Below are 20638 nucleotides of genomic sequence, written 5' to 3' on the forward strand. Positions count from 1 at the left end.
GCCATTAATGTAGCCATTAATGTAGCCATTAATGTAGCCATTAATGTAGCCATTAATGTAGCCATTAATGTAGCCATTAATGTAGCCATCAAAGTGAGCTCTTAAGTGAGTATCAAAGTCAGTATTAGGGCTGAGGTATATTCAGACCTTACGCTTGGCTTCTCGCGTTTGCCATCCATTAGCCTAAATTTCGTAATGTGGTTGCACTTATTTATCGCTGCGAGCTGGGATTTTAACGCGGTGACACACATAAATTAGATGGGTAAAGCTTTAGCGGTATTGAATAACAATATTAAACGATTATATGAGAGATAAATTTATGACGGGCAAAGAGATCGGCGAACAGAACAAGTGGGTTAAATATTCAGTTTGGGACAAGTCGGTTAGGATTTTCCATTGGATTAACCTTATTTTGGTAACCAGCTTGATGTTTGTTGGCTTGATCATGTTATTTAAGTCAGAACTTGGGATTACGGGTCTAGCTGCAAAAATAAAGCTTAAAGAGCTGCATATCATTATTGGTTACCTATTTGCGGTCAATCTAACGATTCGGTTGCTATTTGGTGTTATTGGCAGTCGCTATACAAACTTCGCCCATATGCTGCCTAGCCTTAAGCAGAGCCGTGACTATCGAAATGCGTTAAAAGCGGGAGAAAATCCACAATATCTGGGTCATAACCCGTTGGGTAAATTAGCTGTTGCAGCAATATTTGTGTTGTTAATTGTGATTATGGCGACAGGATTATTCCGCGCGGGGACAGATGTGTATTACCCGCCATTAGGTGGGACGGTTGCTGAGTATTTAGCACAAGATGGTGTCGCACCAGACTCACTCAAACCCTATGATGACACTGGGGTTAATCAAGAGAAAGTCGCACAGTTAAAGCCCTATAAAAGTATTGTAGGTAAGGTGCACCTTTATGGTTCATATTTACTCATGCTATTGATATTTATTCATATAGTCGGTGTCGTCATCGCAGAGTTACGCCATCAACCAGGAATTGTCTCAGCGATGTTCTCTGGTAAAAAGTACCTTAAAGATAAGCCTGTTGACGAGTAAGCTTGATAGTTTATGAGCTAATATTTAATAAGAAGCCCGCATATAGCGGGCTTTTTTATGTTCGGTCTACAACTTGCTATTTACGCTGTGATTGAAACTCTGGGCGATAGCTTTGCGGCAGTTCAAATACTTTGTGCTCAGCACTCATTGGGCAGGTAAAGCTTAAATAGCAAGAGGTGAGCTGTAGGTTAGGAGTGAGTTCGCTGCCATTGCCGTGTTGCCGATCACCGACCACTGGGTGACCAATACTTGCCATATGGATGCGAATTTGGTGCTTACGTCCAGACTCAATCTTTACCTGTACTTTCGACTGATTAAGCTCGCTGTTGTATTCAAGACGATGAGCATGCGACAGCGCCGACTTATTATCAACATCGGTGTCGATTGTGACCTTGCCATCGGGGAACTTGCCCTCAACAATCACTTGATAAAATTTATCCAGTGCACGGGTCTCAAATAGATTAGCAATCGCAGCGGTGACTTTTTTGCTATGGCCTAAGACTATCAATCCGGTGGCGGCGAGATCCAATCGATGGATGATGTAAGCGCTTCTGGCGGGTTCAAGGTTAGTTTCGGCAAAGCGATTAATGGTGGTGTGGTCGCTCCATTTAGAACCTTGGCAACGCATACCAAAAGGCTTATACCAAACGCTGTATTGCCCTTCATCAAACAGCAACTCAGCATCATTGACTTGTTCATCTAATACGGCTTGATTGTAGTAAAGGTGTAGCTCATCACCAGCTTTTAAGGCCTTTTTAGCACGACGAAGACGGTTAGTCTGTTTGCCATGGCTATGCCATACAGCACCTTTTTGCATTGCTTGCTTAATAATTTGCTTGGACAAGCCCGTATCTTCTGCGAGCAGGGTCGCAGCATCAATTTCACTGGACTGGACTTTGATATGGGTTTCTATTTTTAACGGGCTCATGATTAACAGTTCGCAACAGGGTGTTATTTAGCAAGCTGGTAATTTTACACGATTATCGAATCACTTTCTTATACTGATTGGTTTATGCTGCTTAAAACTTAATATTGCGGTGGGCAAGCGAGTTTGATTAGACAAAAAGAGAGGGGGGTTAATGACTCTAGAGGATCTTAAGCCTTTGGCTATTTGTGATGAAAACTTAATGCAAATTGTCTTGTTCAAGTGAGCTGCTAGGCTTAGTGTTTAATTAACGTAAATTGATGCAATGGAAATCAAATAGCTTGCCTTGTTTGATCCCCGTGCCAGTGTAAATAGCAAATGGAGTGAGTGATGGATACGCAATTATCATTAAGAGTAAAACATTGGATGGCCAGTGACCCAGACCCATTGATGCGACAAGAGCTGCAAGCTTTGCTGGACTCAGATGATAGCGCAGAACTTGAGGCGCGCTTTGCTGGTCGACTCGCCTTTGGTACTGCGGGATTGCGTGGCGTGGTTGGGGCCGGTCCGACTCGAATGAATCGCTTAGTGGTGCAGCAAACTTCAGCAGGACTTGGCGCATATCTTAAAGCACAAATTAACGATGTTGCTACTCGCGGCGTGGTTATTGGTTATGACGGTCGTCACGACTCAAAGCAGTTTGCTCAGGATACAGCCAGTGTATTGACTGCTCTGGGCATAAAAGTCTACCTCACTGCAAGTGTCGCTGCTACGCCGTTGGTGGCCTTTGGTGTTCTGCACCTTGGCACCGCAGCTGGCATCGTGGTGACGGCGAGTCATAATCCGCCGCAATACAATGGTTATAAAGTGTATTGGGGTAATGGCGCGCAGATCATTCCGCCCCATGACAGTGGTATTGCTGCCTGTATTGATAAGGCTGCTACAGTGGCCATTCCATTGCTCGACCTTAAGATCGCAAAAGCTGCTGGTCAGCTTATCATGCTTGAAGATGACTTTTATTATGCTTATCGCCAGGGCGTGAGTTTAGCCCCAGTGCTGCAAAATAATACTCAACCTGAATTGGTCAGTATGGCGTATACCGCCATGCATGGTGTGGGTAACGAGATGGCACTCGATGTATTAAAAGATGCAGGGTTCACGCAAGTGTATTCGGTTGCCGAGCAGGCAGAGCCTGATGGTGATTTCCCTACGGTAAACTTTCCTAACCCTGAAGAGAAAGGGGCGATGGATATGGTGATTGCTGAGGCTAAAAAGCACAATGTCATGCTTGCCTGTGCAAACGATCCTGATGCTGACCGTTTTGCCGTCGCAGTCCGAACTGCTTCTGGTGATTATCAGATGCTAACGGGCGATCAGGTCGGTGTGCTATTTGGCCATTATCTGTTAACTCACGCTAGTGACAATCACCATTTAACTTGCACTACGATTGTATCATCGAGTTTATTATCAAAGGTTGCCCAGAGCCTAAATGGCACTTGCCTAACGACACTGACAGGATTTAAGTGGCTAACCAATGTGGGCATGAGTGAAGAGACTGACGATAACCGCTTTGTGTTTGCTTACGAAGAAGCGCTCGGTTACACCGTAGGCTCTATGGTGTGGGACAAAGACGGTTTGTCGGCAATCGTTGCGTTTGCGCAGTTAACCGCAGAACTTGCCAGCCAAGGGCAAACCATTTGGGACCGTCTTGAAGCCATCTACCGTGAACATGGCTTCCATCTTAATGCTCAAGTGAGTATTGCGTTAAAGCCTACAACGCCCAATATCGGCGCTTATCTTAGAGAGCATCCTCCAGTAGAGATTGCAGGCCATAAGGTGATATCGACTGATGATATTAGCCTAGGTAAACGCTTCTTTTCTGATGGGAGCGAGGAAGAGGTTGCGCTTCCAGCTAGCGATGTGCTGATTTATCGCCTGCAAAATGGCTCGCGGGTGATTGTAAGACCGTCGGGTACTGAACCTAAAATTAAGTGTTATTACGAGGTCGTGGAGTCAATGACTGTTAAAGACACCTTAGCCAGCGCTGAAAATCGAGCGCAGACAGAAATGACGCGCTTTATCGAGGCGCATCAGGCGGCGCTGCCAAAATAAACGGCTAGCCCTTTTGAATTAGTGAGCTTGCCACTCACACTTTGCGCTAAGGGAGGCGAGCCTCTCTTAGCGCTAACGAACCAGAGCTCGGGTTAAGCTGGGCCGCTTAATGCCGCTATTATCGCCCCTATCTATTTTGAGTGTTCTAACATCCCATCTGTAGCTCACTTCACGATGAAATATCGCTGATTACTCAGTGAAATGATCGCGATGGAAAGCCTCCGTAAAATAATCTTGAAACAGAATGTTATAAAATTCAGTGATGATCTTGATAATGAATGATAATTTTTAATTATTATTGCTGCGCCATATACTCATTTCATCGAAACAAGTTATGAACTGATGACTTGAATACAAGCCATCAAGTATTTGGAGTGAATGATGAAAATGAATCATATCGGTATCATGGTTGGCAATATGGATAAAGCAGTTGAGTTTTATACTAATGCTTTAGGTCTTGAAGTCGTCATGGGCAACACGCAAGTAGAAGAAGAGCGTGAAACGGCAATCGGTAGAATGTGTGTTGCGGTTTTTGGTGAAGGTTTTAAAGGGTTTAATATTGCGCACTTAGTCACGACAGATGGTATTGGCGTTGAACTGTTTGAAATGAAACAGCGCCAAGAGCGCCACCAAGTGGATTTTTCTCGAATAGGTATTTTCCATTTTTGTCTGCAAACGGATGACTTTCACGGTGTGATTGAGCGTACTGAAAAGTTTGGTGGCAAAGTCCGTATGGATATTATGCGTTATCATCCAGAAGATGATAGCAAGCAAGCTAAGATGGTGTATCTAGAAGACCCATTTGGTAACCTATTTGAGCTTTACTCCCATACTTACCAAGAGACATACTCTTCTGAATATGAGTAACTGATTTTATTGGTAATTATAAAAGGGCAGACCATGTGTCCAATGCCGGTAAGTTAAGGAAGTTAGTCAGAGAAAACTTGATGACTTAGAAAGATAAGAATGGACCACCGAGGACACTAAGATCACGAAGAAAAGCGACCTCGAGTTTTTTCTTTTCTTCGTGTTCTCTGTGTAGCAAACGAAGTGAGCGCTTCGTGGTTTACCGTTTTTAAAGCAAAGAACTCAGTTTGTGCAGGGTTCTTAGTTTTGTTTAATAATCAGATTTCAGCCTGATTTACCAGCATTGAGACCATGTGTCGGCCTTTTTTGTTAGTAATATTTGAGTTGCAGTGAAGGCTACTTAGGGCTGCGTTTGGGCCGTTACTGCTGTAGGTACACCGCAGTTGATCGAACCATGGTGATTATTGATCTGCAGAGGCCATTTTTATGGGATATTTATTTGATTAAATAAAGCGACTTGCTGTTTTAGCGCTTGTGCTTTGAGTTCTGTCAGTACTATGGTGAAACCACCTATGGCAGTCATGCTAAATAACAGCGCTTGTGCCGGGCCTGATAAAGAGATTTGTGCAAGAAAAAACAGCGAACCATAACTAACACCGTTTCTAAGATCTTGGGTATTCACGATAAACCTATTTTTGGCTATGTCATGTTCGATATAAACTGGGGTGGCTAATCCACCAAGTTTTACTTTGAGCATGCAGCCCTGTTGTTCGACTCGATAGCCTAGTGCTAATAGCTCACTTTTTAAATTAACGTTTAAATCTGTCATCCTTGTATCCCTTATCCCTTAACCCTTTATCTATCCTTGATGTGTCTGATTTTTCAATCGCTGCAAGTTTCTATCTGTGCTTAGATTTTACAAAATATTGAAGAGTTATGAGCAGGGAGTCAATTGAGCATTTCTCAATGACTTTCACGTAACGGCCAAGCCACGCAAGATTGGCTAACTACCGATTTAGTTAGTTCTCGACTTAGCTAACTAACATGGGCTAAGTGTAATTACGTAGGGTTAAATACGTTAGCGTAAGCGCTTGAATATTGAGTGTGACTTGATAGGATTGATTTATCGGGCTTTAAAAAGAAATGTCATGGCAGAACAATTAGAGCGAAACCAGATTTCGGTAAATACCTTTGATAAGGTGGCAGAGCGATATCAAGATAAGTATATGGATTTAGCTATGTACATTGATACATTTGAGCCTTTTATTCATGCGCTGCCAAGACCTAATGCCAGGGTGCTTGAGCTTGCTTGTGGCCCAGGTAATATCTGCCGTTACCTGCTCACTCGGAGATCTGAACTTTCGATACTGGCAACCGATTTAGCGCCAAACATGCTAAAGCTGGCGAAGCAAAATAATCCGCAAGTGGAAGTTATGCTGCTTGATAGTCGTGAACTAAATCGCCTAGATGAGCGATTTGACGCAATCATGTGCGGTTTTTGCTTACCCTATTTAAATCAACTCGAAGCGCTAGCGTTAATTGCTGATGCGGCGCAAAGGTTGACCGCTAATGGGGTTATCTACATAAGTACCATGGAGGGGAATGACCAAGCAGCGCGCGAAGATATATCCAGTGATGGCGACCAGATGTTTACCTATTTTCATCAAGGGGATGCTTTACTTAGCGCGCTTGAAGCCGCTGGATTTAGCATCATAGATATTAAACGTAAGCGGCAAGTTAGCCCAATCGGTGAGGTGACGGATCTGTTTATTACGGCAAGACTCGATTAAAGCAAAACGCCAATCGAGCCTTGCACAACACAATAGCTGAATTAGCTTTGTGCTAGTGAGAGCAGTTGAGGCAAGTATTGCGTTTCGCTATTGGCTATCTGAGTTTGCTCTACTAATACTTGTTGTAAAATCTCATGGCTAGTTAGCGGGTTAGCTAACACCACTCTAAATACCACAGCTTTGATATCCATTAGCTGGTGGTTTTCAGGGTTAATGCGGGTACGCGATACAAACGAGGTGCCCTGTTCACGTTGAGTTTTCTGCACAAACTTAGTGAGACCGTCTAGTAGCGTATTAAACTTAGTGAGCGAGGCTATATCGCCTATTTCACGCGCTTTAGCCATAGCGATTTGCACTGATTGTGGAACGTAGCGGTAGGTGAGCAGGCAAAGCTCAGGCTTAGATACCAGTTCAAAGTCGGCTTCAGCGGTGATTAAATCGGCAAAATAACGCGCCTTTTCAAGGCTGTTATTGATTAAAATCTCATAGCCTTCACGGCCTATCACGGTAAGGCAAGCATGGACTAGCATAGCCATACCTGGGCGTGAGCCTTCGAGGGTTTGGCTGCCTAAATCTTTTGAGCCTTGACGCAGAATATACTCGGCGTGATGCTTAATGGCGTTGGCAAAGGTTGGATCTTTAAATAGCACCATACCTGCGCCCATTGGCACATACATCTGTTTGTGGGCGTCAATAGTGACAGAATCGGCCCGCTCAATACCTGCTAACAGATGACGGTATTTATTCGACAATAGACTCGCGCCGCCCCATGCGGCATCAACATGAAAGTGACAATTTAGCTCCGCGGCTAGATCGGCTAATGCATTTAGCGGGTCAATATTGCCGGTTTCAGTGGTACCCGCAACGCCAACAATCGCCATAACCTTAACGTTATCTCGTTCAAGTTGCTTAGCGAGCTCTCGCATCTTAACCACATCGACTTTGTTATCGTTTGATGTGGGGACTTGAATAATGTTTTCTCGGCCAATACCGAGTAGGTCGGCAGTTTTTGCAAGTGAGTAGTGACCGCGCTCAGAGACTAAAATGGCTAAATCGTCATAGCCATAGTGGCGTAATCCTTTGAGCAGCCCTTGCTTGGCGATGCCTTTAAAGTCGCCATCCGCTTTAAGCAGTTGGTTGCGTGCGGTCCACAGCGCGGTGATGTTAGCCACTGTGCCGCCTGAGCAAAATGCGCCCAAAGAGACATTAGCGCTGTGCATCCAGCTTTGGTAAAACTCTTCATCCTCGCTATAAACAAGGTGGTGCATCATGCCGAGCACTTGGCGTTCAAGTGGCGTAAAGGCTTTAGATGTCTCGATTTTTACCAAGTTTTGATTCAGCCCTACCATCATCTTAGACAGAGGTAATACAAAGTATGGCAAGGCCGAAGTCATATGACCGATGAAGCTGGGCGCAGAGGTATGCACTGAATGTGCAACCAGCGTTTGCATCATATTGTCGGCGTAGTCAGAGACAAATTGCGGGGCTGCTGGGATATGATATTGCTGAAAATCGAGCTCAACTTCAGATAGCGGCTTCTCAATCGCAACAACGCTTTCTTGCAAGAAGCCCATTAAATTCTGTGAGATATTCTGTTCAATTACGCTCAGGGTTGAATCTGGGGCTTCTGGAACGGTAAAAATTCGCAGTAATGCTTCTTCTGAAGCGGTGGCTTTTCTTGCTGTCATTAGGCTAACTTTCTCTACTAATCGCGCTGTTTTACTGAGCTGAACAGCCTTTCGAAACGGACGGTAACTTTACTTTATGCTTTATAGTGCATCAAGTAGAAAAGTAATATCACGATTAAAAGGTGGGAATGAGAAGGGCGAGAGGACGGGGGAAGTCATCAATAGGATGAAAAAGGCGCGTTTAAGCGCCTGATCTTTTTGTCGGTACATCGCGAGTTATTGATATAGACCGCGTCTATGTAGCAAGTGAATTATCTGGCCAGTGACTTAGAAAGCGACAGAGAGTATAGGGCTGCGATGTTTTTAGCTGTGCTATAGAGGTTGTGCTTAGCACTGTGTAGCACCTCTGCAAGGGGCAGGGCTCTTGGCGTAATTGAAAACAGCGCATCGATGCCATGCTCAAGTAACACGTTAGCATCATCACTCACGCAGCCGGCAATGGCGATAACCGCAATACCTTGCGCTTTGGCGACACTTGCAACGCCCATAGGCGTTTTGCCGTGTAAGGTTTGGCTGTCGAGTCGCCCTTCGCCGGTAATGACTAAATCCGCGTTTATAACCAGCTCTTTGAGACTAACGGTTTCCATAACGATGTCGATGCCAGGTTTAAGCTCTGCACCTAAAAAGGTCATTACCCCTAGGCCCATGCCTCCAGCGGCGCCCGCTCCGGCATAATCGCGATTATCTGTGAACCCACTTTTAGCGATGATGTCGGCATAGTGACTAAGCGTGCTGTCTAGCTGCTTTACCATTGCAGGGGTAGCGCCTTTTTGAGGGCCAAAAATTGCTGATGCGCCTTTGTCACCGCAAAGCGGATTGTTAACGTCGCAAGCCACTTCAAAAGAGCATTTTTTGATAAGCGGGTGTAAGTCGGTTAAATCAATACTGACTAGCTCAGCTAAAGCAGCGCCTCCTGGAGAAAGCGCTTTGCCTGCACTATCGAGTAGATGCGCGCCGATGGCCTGAGCCATACCCGCGCCGGCATCGTTAGTCGCGCTGCCGCCAAGACCGATAATAATATGTTCGATACCGCGATTTAATGCATCGACAATTAACTCACCTGTGCCGTAGCTGGTGGTGATAAGTGGGTTGCGCTTATCTGGTGCGACTAAATGCAAGCCAGAGGCGGCGGCCATTTCAATTACAGCGGTCTTTTTACTGCCTTGGTAGCCCTCTCCTAAAATACCGTAGAAAGCGGCAACGCGATCGCCCAGTGGCCCCGTCACATTTATTTCAACGATAGAGCCTTGGGTTGCATCCACCATGGATTGTACCGTGCCTTCACCACCATCTGCGACAGGGACTTTAATGTACTCGGCTGTCGGCAAAACCGTGCGAAATCCTCGCTCGATCTCATTGGCCACTTCCATTGCTGTGAGGCTTTCTTTGAAAGAGTCGGGGGCAATCACAATTTTCATGCAGTATTCCTATAAAACGAGTCAGGCTAAAAAAGGGCTAACAGACTTGTAATGATGTTAGTGTGGATCCATGTCTGTACCGTAGGCAAGCCGTTCAAGGCTTGCCTATTTGTATCGAGCAAAGAGCGTTAAAGTAACACTAAGCTTAGTAGGTAAACCAAAGCCATTGCCGTAACACCTTGAATCAGGGTGGCCATGGTTTGGGCTTTGTAAGCTTGCTTAACACTCATGCGGCTGAACTGAGTCACCACCCAGAAAAAACTATCGTTGGCATGAGAAACTGTCATTGCACCTGCACCAATGGCCATAACGGTTAATACGCGGCCCATATCGCTGGCAAGGCCGATGTCACCTAGCATAGGGGCAACCAATGCTGAGGTTGCAACTAACGCAACGGTTGACGAGCCTTGAGCCGACTTAAGCGCTGCTGCAACGACGAATGGCATAAAGATCCCTATGCCAAGTGCAGATAGTGATTCACCCAAGAAAGTGCCGATGTCAGTTGCTTTAAGTACCGCGCCAAATGCACCGCCCGCACCAGTAATAAGTAAAATCGGTGCTGCAACGACTAAGCCTTGGCTAATACGCTCACTGAATTCTTTAATTTTGTCGTTGCCTTTCAGTAGTGATAGTGACAAGAACAAACCTATCATCAAGGCATTAACTGGCTGACCTAAGAAGGCCAAGATATCGAAAAGGATGCCATCGCCAAGTGGCGCCGATGGGAAGTTAGCCACCGAGCCTAAGCAGATCATCAAAATTGGCACAAAAATCGGTGCAAAGGCACGAGTCGGGCTTGGAAGCTCGCCATAGGCTTGCTTAAGCGTGTCAAAATCTTCTTTTTGATTCAATAACTCTTCAGCCCCTTCGCCATCAGGCTGAGTATTGGCAAACCGGTTTGCCCAAAGCGTACCGGCTAATGCGGCAACCGCAGCAACGAAGATACCAACAAAAATGACTAAGCCTAAATTCGATTCAAGACCTAAGTTACCTGCAGCGGCGATAGGGCCCGGTGTTGGTGGCACAAAGGTGTGAGTGGCATATAAACCCGTTGCTAGGGCCACGCTCATAGATACGCTCGATACCTTCATACGGTTGGCCATCGATTGCTTGAGCGAGTTTAAGATCACAAAGCCTGAATCACAAAATACCGGGATAGACACGATATAACCGATAATCGACATGGTTAATGTTGGGAAGCGTTTGCCCAAGACTTTAATGACCACATCGGCCATGGTAATTGCCGCGCCGCTTTTCTCTAAAATCGTCCCTATGATGGTACCTAATACGATAACTAGACCAATGTAGCCCAAGATCCCGCCAAAACCTGAGGTGATGGTTTTAGCGATGTCGGCGCTGGGTAAGCCGTAAGCAAATGCGGCAAGAAATGATGCCAATATAAGGGTTAAAAACGGATGTAACTTAAATTTAGCGGTGGCAATGACGATAAACGCAATCACGGCCAATAAGATCAGTACTAGGCTCATAGGGGTCCCTGTATGGGTATATTTTATTTTATGTAAGGTTTGTTTTGCCAAATTGGGACAACTGAGACTGACAGCGCACCAAGGATTTTCAGGCCGAAATATTATGCGGCGCTGCAAAATTTATTTCTTTGGCTGTACTCACTGATTTTACTGGGATAAAGATTAATTTGTTGTGCGTATGCACAATTGTTTGAAGGCTATAGAGAGGATATTTAGCAGCGAACTAATGCTTAATAGTCTATTTCTAAACAGGAACGTGCTTAACTGCAAGTGTACTTAACAGTCACTGTGCTTGACGGTAATAATTGGCTCTGTGGCGTTGATGGCATTTTCATAACGAATATGGCAGTTAAAGCTGACGCTTTTATCATTAAGATCTTCAGAGAAAAAGATATAAATATGGTTATTAGGCGTGGATTTGTCGACAAAGAAAGGCGCTGCATCATTATCAAGTTTGATGCTGGTCAGTGATACTGAGTCGATATCAAGCCAAGCGCGAACCTGACGATTAAGCTCATCGAAGCTATCGTTGCCATCGACAGCAGGGTAGCCATTGTAAAGCGGAATAGTGACTCCTGCATATTCAATGCTTCCAGAATCGACATTTTCTCCTTCAATAACAGCCTTGCTGTGGACTAAATCCAGACCACTTTTCATGGCACCAGCGATACCCTCTAGCACTGCGACTTTACTGTCGGCGTGAAAATTAACAAACTTGGGCAAGGCGATAACCGCTAAAATTCCCAGTATGATGATGACCACGACCAATTCGATTAATGTGAAGCCGTTTTTGGCCGTCTTGCTGAGTGTCATATCTTACCTTTGCTTAGGTTGTTTTAGCATCACTTGGCCAATATACAGCTGCAATAACCCATCTAGCTGATTGAGGTTTGCACCCGTTATTTGCTGGATCCTATCGAGTCTATAGCGTAGCGTATTTCGATGAATAAAAAGAACATTAGCACATTGCTGTAAGTCACCAAAATGCAATAAGTATGCACTCAGCGTTTTTATCAATTGACCATTTTTGTCAGCCTTGACTAATGCTTGATAGGGGCTGAGTAGTTCTTTGCCGCGCCAATTATCCTTAAGCACTGATAATAGCACCTGCAGCGAATAGTCTTCGTAAAGGTATTTACTGTGTTCGGGCTGCATCTGTTGGCCTATGGCCAAGGTTTCTAATGCCGTCTGGTAGGAGCGATTGATCTCTTCAGGTTTAGGAAAGAAATGTCCTAGTGAGATCTTTAGGCGACTATTAAGCTCTTTTGGAAGCCTACAGAGGAGTTGATCGATACGTTCACTTTCAAGAGTCGGGTCCCAAGATTTCCCGTCAAGAAAAGCGGGTTTTAAAATCACTAATTCGGTCATCGAGGTCATCGCTACAAGATTTCCGCGCGACGGATTCTCTAGCAGGTGCAATACTTGCTTTAGCATCGAGTTAGCTGTGGTTTCCTCTTCGTCGGCCTGTACTTGAATAACTGCAGCAACACGCGGTGCATTGAGTTCAATATTAAGCTGTGAGGCCCAGTTTCGCTGATACGAAGTAAATGCCCCCTCAGATTTAATCAGCTCAATGATCAGCTCCTCTTTTTGCCGAGACTGCCATTGTGCTTGTTCTATGGTATTGGCTTGCTCAACAATAATCTCGGCGGTCATCTTGAGTAGCTCACCATAACTACGCAACTCTTCAGGCTCGCCTGTTATGCCTATTACGCCAATAATATCACCTTTGTGGTGTAGTGGCAGGTTGATACCTGGCTTTACGCCTTGTAGCGTACCTGTACTATGTGTACTGATCTCAACGGTACGTTTTTGGCTTATAGCAAGTAATGCCCCTTCATGTATTGCACCGATGCGGTGAAGCTCACCAGAACCTAAGATCACTCCATGGCTATTCATCACATTAATATTGTGACCTATGATTTTCATGGTGCGCTTAACGATTTGCCGTGCCAAAGAACCATCTAGAAAGTACACGTTTATCCTCACTGAAACGATGAAAGGGCTATCTATTACTTATTGGCGTAATGTGTTGCTACAGTGCCTTAAACAGATGAAATGTTGCATTAGTTTTTAAGCTATTTGTGAGCTTGGTAGGCATTTGTCCACCGCGGTTAGCTTGTAGCGATTAATGCCGCAACCCGCTTTTGTAATTGAGGAATAATCAGCTGTTCAAAATCAGGATTACGCTTAAGCCAAATATTATTTCTGGGGCTGGGGTGGGGCATCACTAAGGTGTTTGGCCACAATGTTTGCCAGTTAGCTACCGACTCAGTGACGCTAAGCTTCTGCTTTAGGTGCCACTCAATAGCATATTTTCCAACTATTAGAGTGAGCTCTATCTGCTCAAGTTGTTTCAATACATCGGCGCGCCATGTTGGCGCGCATTCTGGGCGGGGCGGTTTATCGCCGCTTTTTTTATCAGAAGCTGAATAACTACCCGGATAACAAAACCCCATCGGTAATATGGCAAACAAGTTAGGGTCGTAAAACTGCGCTTTAGTGACGCCAAGCCATGTGCGCAGGCGCTCGCCACTAGCATCATCAAAAGGTCGCCCTTTATGATGTGTTTTTTTCCCTGGAGCTTGGCCTGCAATAAGGATTTTGGCTTGCTTGCCTAACTGAACAATAGGCTTGGGCTCAAGCGGCAAAACCTTCGCGCAGATCTGGCATCGCGCAATATCTGCTTGGAGCTGTGTGAAGCTAGGTTCGTTAGGCATAGTATTTATCTTGGTTTTGGTTTTGCTTTTAGTGCTAGTTGCTTAGCTATATTGAATGATTTGGTAAGCCCAATAGCCTAAGTAACCATAGCCAACAGCAAGTGCCGATAGGCTTAAGAACTTCACTTTAATATCGGCTTGGCTAATCAAGGCTACATGGGCACAGGCGATAGCAAAAATAGCGACGGGTGTGACGTAATAAGCCGCGATTAATAGTGCTATTGCGGCAAGCGCAATAATAAGCGCGCAGTTTTTAGTTGGTGCTTTAGTCGCTGATAGATTTAGCTGGAGAGGCAATAAGCTGAGTCCGATACTGGCGATAATGACACCAATATTCATTGAAATAGCGCCTGCAGTATCAAAATAAATCAGTGCGATAAATAACGCGATAATGGCAGGAATAATCGAAATCAGGGTGTGCATTCTGGCAAAGTCGCGGCTGTGATATTTACCAGTAAAATAAAACAGGCCGTTGAGTAGTAGGTTAAAGAAGCTAAAGCCACCAAGTGTGATAGCAAGCAGTAGCACATTGGTCGTGTCAGACTGCATGGCAAAGGCGGGTAGCGGCACAATAAAGATTGATAGAAGAGCGGCTTTATACAAAGTTGTTGAACGAGTCATGATAATTCTTTAGATGAATATAATGATATTAAGATCTACTAAAGCAGGGATAAGTTCAAGATGAATGGAGATGAAGCGAGCTTTTAGCGCGAATTTTTATCTTTGAGGTGATCGAGCTCACTCAATTGTTCTAGACTTCATTTAATTGTTTGGGATTTCACTTAATTGTTTGCGGTGTTTGGGCTGACTTATCACTCTATATTTTCTGCACTAGCTAAACAGTATTAGGGCAAAAGTGGCTATCCATGAAAGACAGAGAGGGCACGAAGAAAGGCAAAAGCTAAGCTCGTTGAGTTTTATCTTTAAGCTTTTTCTCCGTGAACTCGGTGAAAGCGAAGCGCTTCGTGGTAGATAAGCACTTATGGAAGAGTAATGGCTGAGCTAGATTTGTTTGAGTTCATTTATTTCAGACAATAAAAAACCCGCATTAAGCGGGTTTTTGGATGTACCGAGGTTTACTTGATACTTGAATTACAAACGGTAACTCACGCTTAACATGATTAAATGTGCATTATAGTCATGGCTGTTATTACCAAAGCTCAACACATTCCAAATGCCATCTACTGCGATGTCATTGGCTGCATCGTTGTCTTTATAGTTTTCCATCTTATAGTCTAAGCGCAGATCCATTTTCTCTGTTGCTTTGTATAAGGCGTAAACATTGACGTTATGCACTTTAGCGTAGTAATCACCATAGTCACCGGTAATACCCTGAGTCACTTGAGTGTTACTGTTTGAGTCTGAGTATGTGTAATCAACACCTAGACGTAGCTTTTGCTCCATCAAGTTGTTGTAGCTAAAGCCTGCACCGATAATGTCGAATTGATCTTCAACTACACCATACCAGTTTGGTGCACCAAGGTTAGTGCTACCTGCTTGATCTGAATCGATGTTCTGACGGTTATAGAAAGCCGTTACTGTCATATCATCATTGATTAGGTAACTGACACTAGCGTCATAACTCATATCTTTCGATTCGGTCAGACCGATTTGAGTTTCGTTATAATCATCAAGCGCATAACGAGCACCAAAGTCTAGCGTTAAGCTATCAGTTGGATTATGGGTAACACGTGCTTCGATTTGAGTACGGTTTCTATCGGCAAGGTTATACTTGCGCAGTAGGTCGTTTGACTCATCAGATGTCAACTCAGACGCTTGATACTTAGAACCATCACGTTGACCGTAACTACCTTTGATCCACATGTTCCAGTTGGCGAATGCACTGAGCTGGTATTTAGCCCAAAGTGTGCTTTCGTCAGTGGTTTCACGATCTGAATAGCTACGCTCATCCTTACGGTAGTCAAAGCCACCTTCAAGCTTATGGCCGCGAGCTAGACGGTAGTCTGCACCCAGCTTAGCTTTATGAGTGGTGATGTCGTATGGCGTATTGTAAGCCGCTTGACCCGTAGTAGAATCGATGCTGATCTGCGTCCACTCTTCAACATTGGTCTTGTTATCACGGTCGCTATAATCATAACTTGCGTTTAAACGTAGCTGACGATTAATACGAGATACAATCTTAAGGGTGGCACCTTGAGTATCAACTCGCCCATCTAGTGATTCGCTTGGCATTTGATAGCCGTAACCTGATGTGCTGAAGTCTTGATCTTGAGTCATTTGACCCAAGTAGAATCGGCCATTCATCACGGTTCTACCTGCAACATATTGACCCAGAACCGAAACAGTATGCGCTTCGTTATCAGGATCAAGTGACATGTAACCGGTTGTTTGCGCGCCAAAGGTTGGGCTGAACGCATTCTCAAACGACAGTTCACTATACTCATTCTTGAAGATAGAGCCGTTATAATTAACCGAAGTAAACCAGTTGTCACCAGAGAAGCGAACGCCTGCTTCAACAGTATCTGTTGTGTAATCAACAGGCTCTGCAAGCATCATTGACTGGTTGTAAAAGCTACCAGAAGCTTGTTTAAGACCGGTTTTGTCTTCACGCTGGTAATTAACGTAGGTGCTCCATAGTGATTCACCTTGCTCATTTGAAAACGTATAGTCAAAGCCTAGGCCTGCGCGTTCACGTTTAAGTGAAAGCTCAAGTGGGTTTAAGCTTGAAGACAAGTTGGTCATGTCTTGTGTGCTACCCGCATGAACCCAATCGCCAGGAAGCGTTAGATTATCACCACCAATACCTTGATAAGGGCTCATCGCCTCATCGGTTTTGTAAGTTTTGATTTGACGGTAATTTAGGTTCAAGTTGTATTGACCCTGCTTACCGACATTAATCTCGGCACGACCATTTTCCATGCCTAAATTGTCAGCTTCGATAGTGGCTTGGTAGCCATTTTCGCCAGTGTATTTCACATCAGCGTCAACTTTACCGACAAAGCCGCCTTCAGTTGCAAAGGCATTCGCGGAGCGAATATCATCGCTGTCGCTATAACCTGCGCCGATACCAACAGTGCCTGATACACCTTTTTCGACTTTACAGTTTTTACATACCCACTTGTCGAATTTTACTTTTTCAGTGTTCGCATTTTGAATGCCATAACCATCAGCTGCGATAGCTGCACCAGACATAAACATTCCGGCGTTGGTAAGCAAAGCGAGCGTGACTAAATTTAATTTGAATTTCATCTTCTCGTCTCCGTTAGCGCTGGAATAGTTGGCCAGATGGATGGTTAGAACCATGGATCTGGTTATGACAGTTCAAACAACTACGTCCGCCAGTCATTGCGTTACCGCCAACAGTTGAACCTTGTTCAGTGTTGCCAAATAGCGCTTGACCGCTATGAGCCGATGAGTGGCACTGTTGACAAAGCTGTGGAGCACGAGTCTTTAGCATGCCTTCATTTACACTGCCGTGTGGGTTGTGGCATGTCACACAGTCTTCAGTAACGGGTGCATGCTCCCACAGTTTTGGGCCGCGCTTCTCCGCATGGCATGAGTAACAAGTTTCGTTAACGTTAGGCTTAACAAGATCGGCCTCGCTCATGGTGCCGTGTGGATTATGACAATCGCTACACACCATTTGCGCCCACTTCATTGGATGGCTTGAACGCTTGTTCATGTCAGCTTTTTGCTGAGTATGACAGCTAGTACACACTTCCATTTCAGTATTTTTAGAAAGAACAGGATCTTTAGCAGTGTGTACCGAGTGACAAGAAGCACAAGCAACGTCAGCATTGTCGTGGTGTCCACCATTCCAATCCATACGCTTGTCGTCTTTATGACAGCTCATACAAACACTGTTTTGCTTCTCTGGCGCCAGAGTTGAATCTGGACCAAAAGCGATCATCGGCTCGTTACCGCCGCGGTTATGTTTACCCATAGGGCCGTGACACGCTTCACACTGAAGGCCTGCCATTGGGCTCTTGCTTGAATCTACTGAGCCGTGAACGCCTTTGAACAGGTCCATTACTTTTTCAGACTTGCGGTGACACATAAGGCAAGAATCAGCACCTTTTGGTGAGTACTTACCTTCAGCAAACTTCTGATCCAGAGTGGCTTCAACTTCATCTGGCGTCATCTTGGCGTCCCACTTTGACGCAGTCGCCGTCTGAGCGAAACCAAGTGACAGTACCGCCGTCGCCATCAAGGCTGGCAGTAGGTTTTTTAATTTTTTAGTGATCTTCATAATAGCTTCCTAAATTTGCACAATTTTGAAGAGAAAGTGGGGGAGAGGCCTCCCCCTTTTTTCAAAACTCAGTAACTCTTATTAACTACTTGAGTCATTGATAAGAGTTGCGCAAATTACATCTTGATCGAAGTGTGGTCGTCTGCAGTTGGCTTGTGGCAGTAGAAACAGCTTTCTGTCACTGGAAGTTTATCTCCGGATTGGTAATAACCACCGTTGTCTTCTATGTGCTTTTCAGTCAGTTTTACATATGGCTCGCCAATAACGTGACAGGTTGTACAAACCGCGGTAACAGGGCTGCTATAGCCAGTTGTTGTCCACACCCAATAATCATCTTTTACAGAGTTAGTCGCCATAGGAGTTTTCTTCTTGAAAGCATCAAGATTGAAGCTAGTGTGACACTGGGTACACTTACCACCGATCAGGTCATGAGATGCTTTTTCTTTATGGGTTTTATGAAGCTTCATCTCTAAAGCGCCTTTGTTAAAACCACTAGCATAACTACCTGCTGGTGTATGACACGTCACACAACCATCTAGACCAATAATTGGTTTACCATCAGCATCATTACTATGGGCTAGTTGCTCTGACATGACCAAACCAGGGCTATTTGTCCCTTTATGGTATTGGGATTGCCACTCTGTACCGTGGCAATTAGCACAGGCACTAAAGTTAACTGAATCCACATGGCGAGTACTTGCTTTTTCACCCGATAAAGTTGCAAAGGCCATATCTGCTTTCATGCCTGTGTATTTGCTTACATCACCACCATTAAATGCAGGATCGGTACAATCTACAAATTGACCGTTTTCAGAGCACATAGCCCAGTTAACGAAGGTCACAGCGGTATCTGTGTCAGTTTTGGCAGCACCGAAAGGTAAGGTTTCCGTGGTAGTGTAAACTAGCTTACCGTCGACAATGCTATCTTCAGAAACAGCAACACCATTTTTAATAGCGGTTACTTTATCTTTATCGTTATAACTTAAGGCAACGTTATTTGGCCCTACGTTCGTCATGATATCAATACGTTGGATCTGAGACTTTATGGTATTGATATCTATAGGGGTACCATTAGCATCAACGACTTGGATAGTAATAGTGGCCTTTTCGGTTTTTGGGTCGACAACAGAAGTAGTCTCAATACCGTATTGGTTAATTAACGCCTTAGTTTGAGTAAAGTCAGAGGTATGTAACTCTTCTGTCCAGCTGGCGTTATGACACGCGATACAGTTTGAGTTGTCAGCTTGCTGAGAGTGGCCTTGACCCGCTTTAAAGTCGATATCGCTGTGACAGCTAGTACAGGTTTCCATGGTTGGAACGCTTGACCAGTTGCCCCATTCAGCTAGTTCTGTATTGCCTTCTTCTGGCGCAACGTGGCATGACTTACAGTTATTTTGGATAAGTGCTTCAGCTTTTACACCATCAAAAACATAGCCTTTGCTTTCGAATGTCTTGTCGGTGTTGTGAATATTGTGGATCAAGTGATTCCAATGCTTCTCTTCTTCCATGCCATAGTTGCCACTATCATGACACGTTGCGCAGCTCTCTTGATTGATATAAGTGCTATGACGACGAGTCAGAGGCTCACCTTCTGCGTGGCATTTTTCACAGGTTTGCTGAGAAACGATATTCTTAGTGTAAAGTGCCTCATAGCCTTCACCAGAAAAATCTTGTGAAATTTCTGTGCGCGGAACTGTAGTTGCACCATCAGCTAGCGTCGAAGCGCTGGCGATAACGTTGTAGCGCTGAGTCAGTTCAGCATTGAACTTCTCAACCTTGATATTATCGATAGTGAAGCGGTAGTTACCGTTCTTTTGATCTTCAAACTGTTTTTGAGAGCCTATCGGTTGCCATTGGGCTCGATTACCCGCACCAGTAGCGCCCTGTGGGATAAGTTGAGCGACATTTTTCACTTCAAGCGCAGTTAAACCTACAACAGGTAGGTCTTCTTCGTTTGTCGCAAACACATTGATTGTCGGAACGCCATCGGCATAAGTGACATCGGTCACTTTTAGATTAAGTACATTGATTACATCGGCAGCGGGGCCACCTGGATTGCCAGGATTACCGTCGTTACCATCGTCGCCACCACAGCCTGTTAAGGCCATAGAGACAGCACCAGCTGCGAGAAGCAGCGCTATTTTAGATTTGTTAGTATTCATCATTTTTTCCCTGCATAGGTTTGGCACTGTCTTAAACGTGTGGCTCAATTTAGCGAGGCCGACTGTAATTTTTTAATTTCCGTTTTAAGTCAATGCTGGAAATAAGATTCCCCAATGAAAGGCTAACGTAATGTAGGGTTAAAATCTGCATAACAGGTGCCAAGATGTGACCTAGATCTGTCTATTTCTAAAGAGGTATAAAGAGGAGGGGGCGGATATACGAAAAGTTAACAAGCTTGAGCCTATGTGTATGGTTAGTGTGTAATAGTTTTTAAAGCTTACTGGAAGCTGTTCTTATTAAAAAGGGAGGCTTAGCCTC

The 20638-nt window shown here is 44.7% G+C and carries 16 protein-coding genes; 4 read left to right on the forward strand and 12 right to left on the reverse strand.

Annotated features, from left to right (window positions below; all coding sequences use genetic code 11):
• The first annotated feature begins 304 nt into the window (after positions 1–304).
• Positions 305–1060: a cytochrome b/b6 domain-containing protein gene (locus ACVBIL_RS00955; RefSeq protein ID WP_447165122.1), complete on the forward strand. Its 756-nt coding sequence runs from the start codon at positions 305–307 to the stop codon at positions 1058–1060.
• Positions 1061–1136: 76 nt separating this feature from the next.
• Here the strand turns inward: ACVBIL_RS00955 and ACVBIL_RS00960 are convergent, their stop codons facing one another.
• Entirely contained in the window at positions 1137–1988 is an 852-nt protein-coding gene (locus ACVBIL_RS00960) for a pseudouridine synthase family protein (protein WP_447165123.1), read from the reverse strand.
• A 327-nt stretch (positions 1989–2315) separates the two neighbouring features.
• On the opposite strand from ACVBIL_RS00960, the gene ACVBIL_RS00965 reads away from it, so the two are divergent.
• On the forward strand, positions 2316–4037 hold the full coding sequence (locus ACVBIL_RS00965; RefSeq protein ID WP_447165124.1) for a phospho-sugar mutase: 1722 nt from the start codon (positions 2316–2318) through the stop codon (positions 4035–4037).
• Between the two features lie 381 nt (positions 4038–4418).
• Complete coding sequence (locus ACVBIL_RS00970; protein WP_447165125.1) at positions 4419–4904, forward strand: VOC family protein; 486 nt, start codon at positions 4419–4421, stop codon at positions 4902–4904.
• Positions 4905–5328: 424 nt separating this feature from the next.
• Here ACVBIL_RS00970 and ACVBIL_RS00975 read toward each other — a convergent pair whose 3' ends face one another.
• Complete coding sequence (locus tag ACVBIL_RS00975) at positions 5329–5673, reverse strand: hypothetical protein (RefSeq protein WP_447165126.1); 345 nt, start codon at positions 5671–5673, stop codon at positions 5329–5331.
• Positions 5674–5992: 319 nt separating this feature from the next.
• Between ACVBIL_RS00975 and ACVBIL_RS00980 the strand changes: the two genes are divergently transcribed.
• The gene (locus ACVBIL_RS00980; protein WP_447165127.1) at positions 5993–6634 is read left to right on the forward strand and encodes a class I SAM-dependent methyltransferase; all 642 of its coding nucleotides are present in this window, start codon (positions 5993–5995) and stop codon (positions 6632–6634) included.
• A 41-nt stretch (positions 6635–6675) separates the two neighbouring features.
• On the opposite strand, the gene panP is transcribed toward ACVBIL_RS00980, so the two are convergent.
• From panP to ACVBIL_RS01030, 10 genes are all read right to left on the reverse strand, one after another.
• Complete coding sequence (panP, locus tag ACVBIL_RS00985) at positions 6676–8322, reverse strand: pyridoxal-dependent aspartate 1-decarboxylase PanP (protein ID WP_447165128.1); 1647 nt, start codon at positions 8320–8322, stop codon at positions 6676–6678.
• Between the two features lie 251 nt (positions 8323–8573).
• The gene (locus ACVBIL_RS00990; protein ID WP_447165129.1) at positions 8574–9740 is read right to left on the reverse strand and encodes a glycerate kinase; all 1167 of its coding nucleotides are present in this window, start codon (positions 9738–9740) and stop codon (positions 8574–8576) included.
• Between the two features lie 128 nt (positions 9741–9868).
• Positions 9869–11227 carry a GntP family permease gene (locus ACVBIL_RS00995; protein WP_447165130.1) on the reverse strand — a complete coding sequence of 453 codons (1359 nt, stop codon included), beginning with the start codon at positions 11225–11227 and terminating at the stop codon, positions 9869–9871.
• A gap of 276 nt (positions 11228–11503) precedes the next feature.
• Positions 11504–12040: a pilus assembly FimT family protein gene (locus ACVBIL_RS01000; protein ID WP_447165131.1), complete on the reverse strand. Its 537-nt coding sequence runs from the start codon at positions 12038–12040 to the stop codon at positions 11504–11506.
• A gap of 3 nt (positions 12041–12043) precedes the next feature.
• Complete coding sequence (locus ACVBIL_RS01005; RefSeq protein ID WP_447165132.1) at positions 12044–13204, reverse strand: sugar diacid recognition domain-containing protein; 1161 nt, start codon at positions 13202–13204, stop codon at positions 12044–12046.
• Positions 13205–13341: 137 nt separating this feature from the next.
• A complete protein-coding gene (locus ACVBIL_RS01010; protein ID WP_447165133.1) occupies positions 13342–13947 on the reverse strand; it encodes a uracil-DNA glycosylase family protein in 606 nt (201 codons plus the stop codon).
• A gap of 42 nt (positions 13948–13989) precedes the next feature.
• Positions 13990–14568, reverse strand: a complete 579-nt coding sequence (locus tag ACVBIL_RS01015; protein ID WP_447165134.1) for a hypothetical protein — start codon at positions 14566–14568, stop codon at positions 13990–13992.
• Between the two features lie 471 nt (positions 14569–15039).
• Positions 15040–17157: an MtrB/PioB family decaheme-associated outer membrane protein gene (locus tag ACVBIL_RS01020; protein ID WP_447165135.1), complete on the reverse strand. Its 2118-nt coding sequence runs from the start codon at positions 17155–17157 to the stop codon at positions 15040–15042.
• A 13-nt stretch (positions 17158–17170) separates the two neighbouring features.
• Positions 17171–18157: a DmsE family decaheme c-type cytochrome gene (locus ACVBIL_RS01025; protein ID WP_447165136.1), complete on the reverse strand. Its 987-nt coding sequence runs from the start codon at positions 18155–18157 to the stop codon at positions 17171–17173.
• Between the two features lie 116 nt (positions 18158–18273).
• Positions 18274–20319, reverse strand: coding sequence for an OmcA/MtrC family decaheme c-type cytochrome (locus tag ACVBIL_RS01030; RefSeq protein WP_447165137.1), 2046 nt, complete (start codon positions 20317–20319; stop codon positions 18274–18276).
• Positions 20320–20638 lie beyond the last annotated feature (319 nt).

It is taken from the genome of Shewanella sp. 125m-7, from assembly GCF_052977045.1.